Here is a 12,632-nt window from a genome sequence, read left to right on the forward strand (position 1 = left end):
CTCACCCCCGATTAGTTTCATCGAGTAACGACTGCATTTTCTTTGCGAACCCTTTATCTACAACTGCGATCGCGACTCGTCCCGATTTTCCGATGGCTTGAGAGATCGTCTGACGATCATCCACTTCGAAAATCGGTATTTGATAAAAGCTGCATTTGTCATTCAGCTTTTTTTTTGTCTGTTTTCCGGTGTCATTTGCATATAAAACAAGCTTGGCACGATTGGACTGGATATCCTTGACGATGGATTCTTCTCCGACAGTCAATTTACCAGCCCGCATCGCAAGACCCAGGAAATCCAGATAGGTACTTTTACTCATCATCATTCACCATTGATCTCAACTCTTCGAAGAGTTCAGGTTCAATATTCGTGTTTAAATGTCTTGCTAGCAGCCCCTGATCTTCTGCCTTATCGATAGTAGAGAGACTTTTTGAAATATAAGCACCTCTGCCGTTTTTCTTACCGGTAGGATCAACAAAAACTTGATTCTCTTTGTTGCGTACTACTCGGATCAGCTGCTGTTTCGGTTTCATTTCCTGGGTGACTACACATTTACGCAAAGGAGTTTTCTTTTTCTGTTTAGGCATGAAATCCCCCCTTTATTATCAGTCTTCGTCAAATGTATCGGTATCTTCTACCCACTCATCTTCTTCGAGTGCTGCATCTTCATCATCGAGAAGCCCGTCTTCACGCGCTTCCGTTTCACTTTTGATATCAATCTTCCAACCGGTCAATTTAGCAGCCAATCTAGCGTTCTGGCCTCTTTTTCCGATAGCGAGTGACAACTGGTAGTCCGGAACGATAACTGTAGTTGCCTGTTCTTCTTCGTTCACAAGAACCTTCATCACCTTCGAAGGACTTAGGGCATTGGTGACGTATGCGACCGGGTCTTCAGACCACTGTACGATATCTATCTTTTCACCTTTGAGCTCATCTACGATCGTCTGCACACGTTGACCGCGCTGCCCGACACATGAACCTACAGGATCGATTTCAGGATCCTCGGCATAAACAGATATCTTCGAACGGTCTCCCGCTTCACGGGCGACGGATGTAACCTCGACGGTCCCATCGTATATTTCAGGAACTTCCATTTCGAATAAACGTTTCAGTAAATTCGGGTGAGTCCTTGAAACATAGACATGAGGACCTTTGTTATTATTCTCTACTTTGGTTACATATACTTTGAGACGGTCGTGCACATTGTAAGTCTCCGTCGGCATCTGTTCCCCTTCAGGCAATCTCGCTTCAATTTTACCCAAGTTTACGTAGACGAACCGGTTATCTTTTCTCTGGATGATGCCAGTCATGATATCCTCTTCACGATCGACATATTCTCCGTAGATAATGCCTCTCTCTGCTTCGCGAACCCGCTGGGTCACTACTTGTTTGGCAGCCTGAGCAGCGATTCTTCCGAAATCTGCAGGAGTCACCTCCAGCTCTACGACATCTTCCACATCATAGTTGATATTCAGTTCTTTCGCTTCTTCTACAGAAATTTCCTGATTGCTATCCATCACTTCATCCACTACATGTTTCTGAGCGAATACCTTCATGCTACCTTCTTCTTCATTTATACTGACGCGTACGTTCGTTGCGGAATTGAAATTCTTTTTATACGCGGATATCAATGCAGCCTCTAAAGCTTCCATTAACAAATCCTTATCGATGCCCTTTTCTTTTTCCAAATAGTTCATGGCATCAAATAACTGTTGACTCACCTAAATCCACCCCTTTATTGATTAAACGTGACGGCCAAACGTGCTTTCGCTATTTTTTCGAATGGCACTTTCAGAGTTTTGCGTCTCGTTTTGATTCTGATTTCCACTTCTGCAACCTCTTCTGAAAAAGAGCGAAGCGTTCCTTCGAATTCTTTTTCTCCATCTACAGGTTCATACAGTTTCATATATACGTATTCCCCGACATATCGCTCAAAATCTTCTTTCTTCTTAAGCGGTCGCTCCGCTCCCGGGGAGGATACATCCAGAAAGTAAGGAAATTCAACAGGATTTTCTTCATCAAGCTTTTCACTCAATTTTTCAGAAACTATCCCGCACTCTTCAATATCGATTCCTTCTTCTTTATCAATGAAGACGCGAAGAAACCAGTTCTTTCCCTCTTTTTCGAATATAACATCGACTAATTCTGCATTAAGATCCTGCAAGATCGGCATGACTAATTGTTCTGTGACTTTAATTACGTCCTGACTCAATCACACGACCTCCTTACACTATATTTTCTTTTTTTCATGAGAAACCGCTATGATCATTATCATAGCGGCAGCAATAAGCGAGGAGAGGCTACTCAAAAATAGAAACAAAAGAGTGGGTGCACCCACTCTTTTATCCTCGCTTGCTATCACGTTTCGAACCATAATTAATATATCACAATTATTACCTGTACGCAACTGGTCTAGAACAGCGATAGCTGGTTCTCATCCGGCATATCCGATAAACATCCATGTTCATCAAGGTACTCCAGTACCGTTTTCGAAATACGGCTTCTCTCTCTCAAATCCTGTTTGGATAAGAACTCGCCCTGTTCTCTCGCTTTAACGATGTTGATAGCAGCGTTAGTGCCCAGACCGTCCACAGCGTTGAAAGGAGGGATCAGCGTGTTGCCCTCCACCAGAAATTCTGAAGCCGTCGAGCGGTAAAGATCCACACTTCCCAAATTATACCCGCGTTCACACATTTCAAGAGCGATTTCGAGAACTGTTAGGAGGCTTTTCTCTTTAGGTGTCGCTTCCAGACCTTTCTCCTGAATGTCTTCGATCCTTCCTCTGATTGCATTCGACCCTTTCACCATCGTATCGAGTTCGAAGTCGCTTGCTCTTACGGTGAAATAAGCTGCATAAAAATAGATAGGATAGTGGACTTTGAAGTAGGCGATCCGGACTGCCATCAGCACGTATGCCGCTGCGTGCGCTTTCGGGAACATATATTTGATTTTTTTACAGGAATCGATGTACCAGTCAGGCACGCCGTGCTTTTTCATTTCTTCGATCCATTCGTCTTCGAGGCCACGGCCTTTCCGTACAAATTCCATGATCTTAAAGGCAAGACCAGGCTCAAGACCTTTGTGCATCAAGTATACCATGATGTCATCCCGGCACCCGATCACTTCAGGAAGGGTGCATATACCATCACTGATCAACTGTTCCGCATTTCCAAGCCACACGTCCGTCCCATGGGAAAGCCCGGAGATGATTACAAGTTCCGCAAAGGTCTTCGGTTTCGTATCTTCAAGCATCTGGCGGACGAATCTTGTACCGAATTCCGGAACTCCAAGCGTACCCGTTTTGCAATTGATCTGTTCTGCAGTCACTCCCAGTACATCAGGTCCACTGAATATTTTCATGACTTCCTCGTCATCCACGGGGATATCATTCGGATCGATGCCGGACAAATCCTGGAGCATACGGATGACGGTAGGATCATCGTGACCGAGAATATCAAGCTTCAGAAGATTATCGTGAATAGAGTGAAAGTCGAAATGCGTTGTACGCCAATTGGATTCCGTATCATCCGCAGGAAATTGGATCGGTGAGAAATCATAAATGTCTTTATCATCCGGAACGACTATGATACCTCCGGGGTGCTGGCCTGTCGTCCTTTTAACTCCGGTACACCCCTGCACGAGCCTGTCCACTTCGGCGTTCTTATACTGCAGCTGATGATCGGAAGCGTACCCCTTCACAAACCCGTAAGCCGTTTTTTCAGCTACCGTACCGATCGTTCCGGCACGGTACACCTTGTCTTCACCGAATAATTCTTTTGTGTAGTCATGAGCTCTCGGCTGGTATTCACCTGAAAAGTTCAAGTCGATATCGGGCACTTTGTCCCCTTTGAACCCGAGGAACGTTTCAAAAGGTATATCCTGCCCGTCTTTCTTATAGGCAGCACCGCATTCAGGACAATGTTTATCCTCGAGGTCAAAACCACTTCCCACGCTTCCATCTGTGAAAAATTCGTGGTTTTGACAGGACGGACAAACATAGTGAGGAGGAAGAGGATTCACTTCGGTAATATCCGTCATCGTAGCCACAAAAGATGATCCGACAGACCCCCTTGAACCTACAAGATACCCATCTTTCAAAGATTTCGTCACGAGTTTCTGTGAAATCAGGTAGATAACAGCAAATCCATTACCGATGATACTTTCAAGCTCCCTCTCAAGACGATTGACGACAAGATCCGGCAAGTCTTCCCCATAAAGTCCCTTCGCCTTGTTGTAGGACATATCCCTGATTTCCTGATCCGCCCCATCGATATTCGGGGTATACAGATCTTCTTTTACCGGATGGACTTCTTCCATTATACCGGCAATTTTTTGAGTATTGGTTACCACTACTTCTTTGGCCTTCTCTTCTCCGAGGAAGGAAAATTCATTGATCATCTCCTCCGTCGTTTTGAAATGGACATCCGGCAATGTCTGACGGTTCAGTGGATTTCCGCTTTGAGAAGCGATCAGCACCTGTCTGTACAATTTATCGTGCTCATCTATATAGTGAGTGTTGCCCGTAGCGGTCACCGGTTTATTCAATTTATCACCGAGTTCCGTTAATTTTTTCAGAATATCATACACTTGAGCTTCCGTTTGCAGAATGTCTTTTTCAATCAGATGGGCATAATTTCCGACAGGCTGAATCTCAATATAATCATAGAATTCAGCAACTTTTTCCGCTTGTTCTTCGGATTTTTGCATCATCGTTTCGAACAATTCCCCTTTATCGCACCCGGATCCTACAATAAGTCCTTCCCTGTGCATGGTAAGACGGGAACGGGGGATGCGTGGTACGCGATAGAAGTAATCGATGTGCGATTCAGACACAAGCCGGTACAAATTTTTCAACCCGGTATCGTTCTTCGCGAGTATCGTGCAGTGACTCGGTCTCGAACGCTGATATGCTTTTCCTTCCCCCATGTAATCGTTCAGATTCAGGTGATTCGTAATCTCTTTTTCTTCGATCGCTTTCTTAAGTAACTTCCAAAGCAGATAACCGGTTGCCTCCGCATCATATATCGCTCTGTGATGCTGGGTAAGTTCGATATCGAACTTTTTACAAAGGGTATTAAGTCGATGATTTTTAAGTTCAGGGAGTAGGAATCTCGCCAATTCCAACGTATCAATCACAGGATTACTAGATTTATCGAGCCCTACTGATTCGTAACCCGTATTCAAAAAACCCATATCGAAACTAGCATTATGAGCGACCAGAATTTCATCAGCGGCCCAGGATTTGAAATCGTTCAGAACCTCTGAGATCTCAGGAGCGTCTCGCACCATGTCATCGGTGATTCCTGTAAGTTCGACGGTCGTCTCCGAAAGCGGCTGGTGTGGGTTCGCGAAGGATTCAAAACGATCCACGATTTCTCCCTCGTGAATTTTCACCGCTGCAAGCTCGATGATTTTGTCATAGACTGCAGACAGGCCAGTAGTCTCTACGTCGAAAACAACGTACGTCGAATCTTTCAAAGAGCGATCCTGTGGTTCATATGCAATCGGCACTCCATCATTCACGAGATTCGCTTCCAGCCCATAGATGATCTGAATCCCATGTTTCTCCCCGGCTGCGTGAGCATCCGGAAAAGCCTGGGCTACCGCATGATCCGTAATCGCTACGGCTTCATGACCCCATGCAGCTGCCTGTTCCACCAGCTTCGAAGGAGAAACGGGAGCATCCATCTGGCTCATGGTAGTATGAGCATGCAATTCCACACGTTTTTCCCCATCCGGAGCGGTGTCTTCCCGTTTCTTGACTTTCACTTCATTGATGTCATTCACCATCATCGTCAGTTCATTGGTGAAATTATCCGTCTGAATGCCCCCGCGCATTTTGATCCACATGCCGGCCTTAATCTGTTTGAAAGATGCTGCCTGATCATCGCCCCGGGAGAACATTTTCACTGAAAAAGAATCAGTGTAATCCGTAACTTTCAACAGAAGAAGGTGACGTCCGGAACGGAGTTCTTTTATCTCGGCGTCAAATATATATCCCTGCAGGACAATACGACGTTCTTCCTCCTCTATCGAGGACATAGGCACCGGTTCATCCTGTATTTTATATCCTATTTCCACAGGTCCTTTCGGAGCCGTCGTTTCTTTCACCTTCTCCTTCTCTTTCACTGCTTTCTTCATCAATTCCTGGTCTTCCTGTTTTCTTTCTTCTTTGAATTTAGTGACTTCCTCCCCCTGGTCCTGCACCCTCACTTTCAATTGACAGGAAGGAAGGCCTGCTTCTTTGCAGAATTGGAGGAATGGCTGCTGTAATTTCTTTTTAATAGCTTCCCCTTCAGCTTCATTTCTGCAGGTTAACATAACTTTATTACCGTCGATTTCAGGCTTCTGTTCACATACATAGTCTTTATAGGCGGGAGACATATCCGTCATCATTCTCGTGAACACTCTCCAGTAATCGAGCAGTGTTTCTTCATCAAAGGAAGCATCCGTTTCACTCTCAAAGCTTACTGTCGCTAAAGATTGAAAGGTCGATTGCAGACTTTTTGTGAACAGTTCATAAACCGAAGCAGGTAACATATGCGGGAAATAGAAGTGAAAATGCCAACGTTTTTCCGTCCTGTACACTGAAAGTTTGCGTAGTTCACTGTCTTTGAAATATTCACGGGCATCTTCCGGTAACTGCAGCTGTTCTATCAGGTAATGCATCTTTTCCTGACTATTGACGCTCAAAATTATGTCCTCCCTAACGGCAATAATACCCCTGCTGCTAGAGCAAGGGTATTCACTTTATGCCAGCTGATTTTTGATTTCTCCAAGGAGTGTTGAATAGTCCACTTCCGTTTTGGAATCTTCATTCCTCATCTTCATCTCCACTACATCTTCGCCGGCCCGTTTACCGACTATGATACGTAGAGGGATACCTATCAGATCACTATCCGCAAACTTGACGCCGGCGCGTTCCGGTCGATCATCATATAACACTTCAATACCTTCACTCAGAAGATCGGAATATATTTTATCTGCCAATACACGCTGTTCCTCCTTCTTCGGATTAAGAGAAAGAACATGCACCTGGTACGGGGCTACCTGTTCAGGCCAAACGATACCCTGTTCATCATGGAATTGTTCCACAATTGCAGCTAACGTGCGTGAAACACCTATACCATAGGAACCCATTACCATCGTCCTCGATTTTCCGTTGTTATCGAGAAAAGAAGCGCCCATATTCTCAGCGTAAAATGAGCCGAGTTTAAATACGTGACCTACTTCGATCCCGCGGGCGAATTTGATCGTCCCTTCTCCGTCCGGGGAAGGATCCCCTTCTTCCACAAATCTGACGTCAGCATAATGATCCGGCACGAAATCACGTTCAGGTGTCACATTTGTAAAGTGGAAGCCTTCCTCATTAGCTCCACAAGTAACATTCGCAAGAACTTCGACAGCCTTGTCTGCGACTACCTGCACTTCTTTTGGTGCATTGATAGGTCCGAGAGAACCGAACCCTGCCCCCATAAGCTGTTCCGTTTCTTCTTCTGTTGCGAGTTCGACCACTTTAGCATCAAACAGATTTTTCACTTTGACATCATTCACCTCATGGTCACCACGTGTAACCACTAAACAATAGAAATCATCCACTTGGAACATGATCGATTTAAGTCCGTATTGCAATTCATGCCCTAAGTAATCAGCTACTTCCTGCATCGTTTTCTGCTCAGGCGTCGCTACTTTCTCCATTTCTTTCGGAGCGTCCGCTGATTTCTCGTATTCTTTTATCACGGGGGCCATTTCCACATTAGCTGCATATCTTGAAGTATCTGAATATGCGATAACATCTTCACCTACTTCAGACAGCACCATAAACTCATGGGTTTCTTTCCCTCCCATCGCTCCGGAATCTGCGATGACCGCACGATAATTCAAACCGAGTCGCTCAAAGATACGACAGTAGGCATCAAACATTGTCTGGTAACTATCATCAAGACTTTCGTGTGATTCATTGAAGGAATAAGCATCTTTCATAAGGAATTCCCGACCACGAAGAAGACCGAAGCGGGGACGCTTCTCATCCCTGAATTTATTCTGAATCTGATAAAGGGTCATAGGAAGTTTTTTATAAGAATCGATTTCATTACGTATAACGCTCGTCACCGCTTCCTCATGAGTAGCTCCTAAGGCGAACTCCCGATCATGGCGGTCTTTGACCCTCATTAGTTCCGGGCCATATGTGTACCATCTTCCACTTTCCTGCCAGAGCTCGGCCGGCTGCATAGCGGACAGAAGCATCTCCTGAGCTCCTGAGCGGTCCATTTCTTCCCTGATTATTTTTTCGATTTTACTTAGGACACGTTTACCCAGTGGCAACAATGTATAAATACCAGAAGCCAACTGCCTTATGTATCCAGCCCTGACGAGCAGCTGGTGACTGGCGATATCCGCATCAGTCGGGTTTTCTTTTAACGTAGGAACCAACATTTTACTCTGTCTCATCCCGTACACCTCTCCTCGTTTTAAAAAGGGGAAAGGACATAATGCCCTTCACCCGATAGATTTGTTATACATCAATACTGACTATTTTATTGCTTCGGTGATTTTTCCAGATTTAAAGAAAAAGTCGCTGGATATCGTTCCACGTAACTACAATCATCAGTAACAAAAGCAACGCAAAACCGACCAGAGTGATCGCACCTTCTTTTTGAGGGTCCACCGGTTTCCCGCGGATCAGCTCCACACCGATGAATAACAATCTGCCTCCATCAAGTGCAGGGATCGGCATAAGGTTGACAATACCGAGATTGACACTCAATACTGCCGTCCACATTACAAAGTTCGTCAATCCTGTCTGCACCACCTGATCTGTAGCATCATAGATACCTACAGGCCCAGACAGCATGTCGATGGAAAATTGTCCGGTGACCAGTTTCCCGAGATTCGTCAAAATCAATGTAGACCAGTCATATGTCTGAGTGAATCCGAAAGACAATTTTTTCGCAAAAGAATCTTCAAAAGCCCGGGTCACACCTACTTGACCGATAGTCTGCTCCTGCGCTTCTACCGCTCTAGGTGTCACTTCCACTTCTTCTGTCGTTCCATTCCGCTCCAGAGTGACGGACATCGTTTCTTCCGGATGATTCTGAACGATCAACGTGAAATCTTCCCACGTTTCAACCTGTTGACCCTCTGCCTGGATCACTTCATCCCCGGGCTGAAAACCCGCTTCAGTGGCTGGTGATTCTTCCTGAATCTCCCCAAAACGTGCCTCATCAGCCGGCACGCCCTGGATGAATCCTAAAATAGTGAAAAGTATAATCGCCAGCACAAAGTTCATCATCGGCCCGGCAAAAAGCTGCATCGCTCTGCTTCTTTTCGGTTTCGACGCAAATTGTCTGTCATAAGGAGCGATCTGAGTTTCTTTCTCATCCAATACAAACAAAGCTTTAGGATCGACCTCAAAAAACAATTTGTCATCTTCTCCGGGTTCATAGCCTTCCACTACTAGCCGGTGATCCAGGTCAGCATGCTCCACTTCGACAATTTGAGCATCCGGATGCTTCGACTTATTATTTACAATGATTTTATCGACTTTACCCGCTTCGTTGAATGTGAGACCGATATGATGTCCGGGTTTCAGATCGATAATCTCGGGGTCTTCCCCCGCAACACGGACATATCCTCCGGCCGGTATTAAACGAATAGTATACAATGTTTCATTCTTAGTGAATGAAACAATTTTCGGTCCGAAACCGATAGCGAACTCGCGGGCAAGCATCCCTGCGCGCTTAGCAAAAATCAAATGCCCCCACTCATGAACAAATACCAACAATCCGAACATGAGTATGAACGCAATAACCGTAGTCACATGAAGCACCTTCCTTTATTTAACGTAACGTTCTACGCGTTTCCTCGTTTCTTTATCAATTTCTATTATATCTGATAAAGAGGGTTCTGAAATACTATTATGCTCCGTAAGTGATTTTTCTACAAGTGATTCTATCTCCAGAAAAGAAATTTTCTCTTCCAGGAACATAGCCACCGCCTGTTCATTGGCGGCGTTAAGCACCGTAGGCATCGATCCGCCTGCCTTTCCTGCATCAAAGGCAAGCTTCAGGCAACGAAAACGATCCAAATCCATTTTACTGAAATTGAGCTGTGAAAACTCCTCCAACTCTAGCGAATCCGTGTTTGAAAGATCCATTCTATCCGGGTACGTCAGAGCGTACTGAATGGGGACTTTCATATCAGGAGAGCCGAGCTGTGCCATGACGCTCCGGTCCTTGAATTCCACAAGGGAATGAATGACACTTTCTCTATGAAGAAGTACATGGATTTTTTCATAAGGCATATTGAAAAGCCAGTGCGCTTCTATCACTTCAAGTCCTTTATTCATCATGGATGCTGAATCTATCGTGATTTTTGCCCCCATACTCCAGTTCGGGTGATTCAATGCATCTTTGACTTTCACTCCCTGAAGCTGTTCTCTCGTTTTGTCCCTGAAACTTCCACCGGATGCAGTGATGATCAGTCTCCTTACATCCTCCATTCTTTCTCCATTCAGAGCCTGGAAGATTGCTGAATGCTCACTATCAACAGGGATGAGAGGTGTATTATATTTTTCTGCTTCAGCCATTACTATATGACCTGCGGTGACGAGTGTTTCTTTATTCGCTATAGCTATCCGTTTTCGCGCCTTGATCGCTTCAAGGGTGGCCGGCAATCCGACACTTCCCATCACAGCGTTCACGAGAACATCCACTTCCGACGCCGTACTCGCTGCTTTCAGCCCTTCTTCTCCGATCAGGATATTCGAATGATTGGTCGCCTTACGGACTTCTTCCCTGCTTTTCTCATTTCCGGTCACGACTACAGCAGGTTCGAACTCCCTGATCATAGGGATAGCTTTCTCTGTATTCGATCCAAAAGCCAGAGCAAACAGCGAAAATTCCTCTGTATGCTGTCGCATTACGTCGAGAGTCTGCTCGCCTATGGAGCCTGTAGCCCCCAGAAGTGCTATTTTTTTCATATGAACGCTCCCTATATTATGGTATGAAGTTTATTAAGTGTAAGACCGGAAGCATGAAAATCAGGCTGTCGAATCGATCCAGCACTCCCCCATGCCCAGGAAGGATGTTCCCTGAATCTTTGACAAGGTAGTGTCGTTTGAAAGCCGACTCCACCAGATCTCCGATTTGCCCGGCTACAGAAATCAAAATCGTAACTACAATAAGTAATAGCATAGAGGAATGAAGAGGATGGACAAACTGAAAAATAACAGCAGTCACACATGCAAGAATCACCCCCCCAAGCGCCCCTTCCACCGTTTTCTTCGGGCTTATCTTCGGCCAAAGCTTTCTTTTTCCGAACATACGACCGAAAACATATGCTCCGGTATCAGTGGCCCAAACGACAAACAGAGCATAAAATACATATGCAAGCCCGCCTTCTACCCGTGTTTCGATGAGATAATAGAAACCCATACCTACATAAATAGCAGAAATGAGAAGAAATCCGGCATCATCGAAAGTGAATCTGTTGTTCACAAGAACTGTATAACTCAGAAGCAGCAGTACTGCTACCAGAGCTAATTCAGCTTTCGTTACATAGGTAGTCAAATCATAGGAATTGATCACCGGTAACATCAGCCCCCACATAAACAATAGGGTGATCAGCGAAGATACGGAATACCTCGCTATCTTCTTCATTCTCATCAGCTCAAAGATGGCTATACTTGCAAGCAAATAAACGAACAAAGTAAATAAAGTACCACCTAACAGCACGATGGGTACAAAAATCATGATGGCAATTATAGCGGTAACCGTACGTTGTTTCATTCAATCACACCTTACACGCCGCCATATCGACGCTTTCTATTTTGATAATTGACAATGGCCTGTTCCAAAGTTTCCTCATTGAACGAAGGCCAGTACACCTCTGTGAACCAGAATTCGGCATACGCAAGTTGCCACAGTAAAAAGTTGCTCAACCGTTGTTCTCCACTGGTCCGAATCAAAAGATCCGGCTCCCGAAGATGCGATGTGTACAAGTTCTTCTCAAACATTTCTTCCGTTATATCCTGTGATGAAATCTCCCCTTGCTCCACTTTCGCAGCTAGATGCTTCGTCACTTCCACAAGTTCATGTCTGCTTCCATAGTTCAAAGCAAAGTTGAGCACCATACCAGTATTGTTTTCTGTCCGGGAAATAGCTTCATCCACAGCTGACTGTGTGTGTTTAGGAAGAAGATCCTTCGTTCCGATAGTTTGCACGCGCACATTTTTTTCTATCAGTTCAGGAAGGTAGGTCTGCAGAAAATCAACGGGCAATTTCATGAGGAAATCCACCTCTTTTTTGGGGCGTTTCCAGTTTTCCGTTGAAAAGGCATAAAGCGTAAGAACGTGGATCCCTAAGTCAGAAGCATGTCGGACTACCTTCTTCACCACATCCATGCCTTCTTTATGTCCTGCTATCCGTGGCAAGCCTTTCTCTTTTGCCCACCTGCCGTTTCCGTCCATGATGATCGCGATATGTTTTGGTATATTCTCTTTATCAATTTCAGATGCTGTTTCCTGTCTCGGATATCTCCGATTTATGAACGGGAGATTCAGTGGCATGAATACCATCCTTTTCTTAATTCACTATATGTAATGAAGGATAACGGTTATCCTTCTTAACAAA

The 12,632-nt window shown here is 45.0% G+C and carries 10 protein-coding genes; all 10 read right to left on the bottom strand.

Features of this window, described 5'->3' with window-relative positions; all coding sequences use genetic code 11:
* Position 1: 1 nt before the first annotated feature.
* Positions 2–319, bottom strand: a complete 318-nt coding sequence (locus BW944_RS01825; RefSeq protein ID WP_076556628.1) for a YlxQ family RNA-binding protein — start codon at positions 317–319, stop codon at positions 2–4.
* Positions 312–587 (bottom strand): RNase P modulator RnpM, encoded by a 276-nt coding sequence (rnpM, locus tag BW944_RS01830; RefSeq protein ID WP_076556629.1) that lies wholly within the window; start codon positions 585–587, stop codon positions 312–314. The genes BW944_RS01825 and rnpM overlap by 8 nt, the downstream gene beginning before the upstream one ends.
* 18 nt (positions 588–605) lie before the next feature.
* Complete coding sequence (gene nusA / locus BW944_RS01835; protein WP_076556630.1) at positions 606–1,721, bottom strand: transcription termination factor NusA; 1,116 nt, start codon at positions 1,719–1,721, stop codon at positions 606–608.
* Between the two features lie 14 nt (positions 1,722–1,735).
* The gene (gene rimP / locus BW944_RS01840) at positions 1,736–2,212 is read right to left on the bottom strand and encodes a ribosome maturation factor RimP (protein ID WP_076556631.1); all 477 of its coding nucleotides are present in this window, start codon (positions 2,210–2,212) and stop codon (positions 1,736–1,738) included.
* Between the two features lie 200 nt (positions 2,213–2,412).
* Entirely contained in the window at positions 2,413–6,693 is a 4,281-nt protein-coding gene (locus BW944_RS01845; RefSeq protein ID WP_076556632.1) for a PolC-type DNA polymerase III, read from the bottom strand.
* Positions 6,694–6,750: 57 nt separating this feature from the next.
* Positions 6,751–8,451 carry a proline--tRNA ligase gene (locus BW944_RS01850; RefSeq protein ID WP_076556633.1) on the bottom strand — a complete coding sequence of 567 codons (1,701 nt, stop codon included), beginning with the start codon at positions 8,449–8,451 and terminating at the stop codon, positions 6,751–6,753.
* Between the two features lie 112 nt (positions 8,452–8,563).
* Positions 8,564–9,820 carry an RIP metalloprotease RseP gene (gene rseP / locus BW944_RS01855; protein WP_076556634.1) on the bottom strand — a complete coding sequence of 419 codons (1,257 nt, stop codon included), beginning with the start codon at positions 9,818–9,820 and terminating at the stop codon, positions 8,564–8,566.
* A gap of 15 nt (positions 9,821–9,835) precedes the next feature.
* Positions 9,836–10,981 (bottom strand): 1-deoxy-D-xylulose-5-phosphate reductoisomerase, encoded by a 1,146-nt coding sequence (dxr, locus tag BW944_RS01860; protein ID WP_076556635.1) that lies wholly within the window; start codon positions 10,979–10,981, stop codon positions 9,836–9,838.
* A 16-nt stretch (positions 10,982–10,997) separates the two neighbouring features.
* Complete coding sequence (locus BW944_RS01865; RefSeq protein WP_076556636.1) at positions 10,998–11,789, bottom strand: phosphatidate cytidylyltransferase; 792 nt, start codon at positions 11,787–11,789, stop codon at positions 10,998–11,000.
* Between the two features lie 11 nt (positions 11,790–11,800).
* Entirely contained in the window at positions 11,801–12,568 is a 768-nt protein-coding gene (locus tag BW944_RS01870) for an isoprenyl transferase (protein ID WP_143525633.1), read from the bottom strand.
* Positions 12,569–12,632: the final 64 nt, after the last annotated feature.

The sequence above is a fragment of the Salimicrobium flavidum genome, assembly GCF_900156645.1.
GTDB classification, from domain to species: domain Bacteria; phylum Bacillota; class Bacilli; order Bacillales; family Halobacillaceae; genus Salimicrobium; species Salimicrobium flavidum.

Excerpts from the sequence above, each read along its gene's own strand:
- BW944_RS01825 (WP_076556628.1), bottom strand. The coding sequence starts at position 319 with ATGAGTAAAAGTACCTATCTGGATTTCCTGGGTCTTGCGATGCGGGCT.
- rnpM (WP_076556629.1), bottom strand. The coding sequence starts at position 587 with ATGCCTAAACAGAAAAAGAAAACTCCTTTGCGTAAATGTGTAGTCACC.
- BW944_RS01850 (WP_076556633.1), bottom strand. The coding sequence starts at position 8,451 with ATGAGACAGAGTAAAATGTTGGTTCCTACGTTAAAAGAAAACCCGACT.
- dxr (WP_076556635.1), bottom strand. The coding sequence starts at position 10,981 with ATGAAAAAAATAGCACTTCTGGGGGCTACAGGCTCCATAGGCGAGCAG.
- BW944_RS01865 (WP_076556636.1), bottom strand. The coding sequence starts at position 11,789 with ATGAAACAACGTACGGTTACCGCTATAATTGCCATCATGATTTTTGTA.
- BW944_RS01870 (WP_143525633.1), bottom strand. The coding sequence starts at position 12,568 with ATGCCACTGAATCTCCCGTTCATAAATCGGAGATATCCGAGACAGGAA.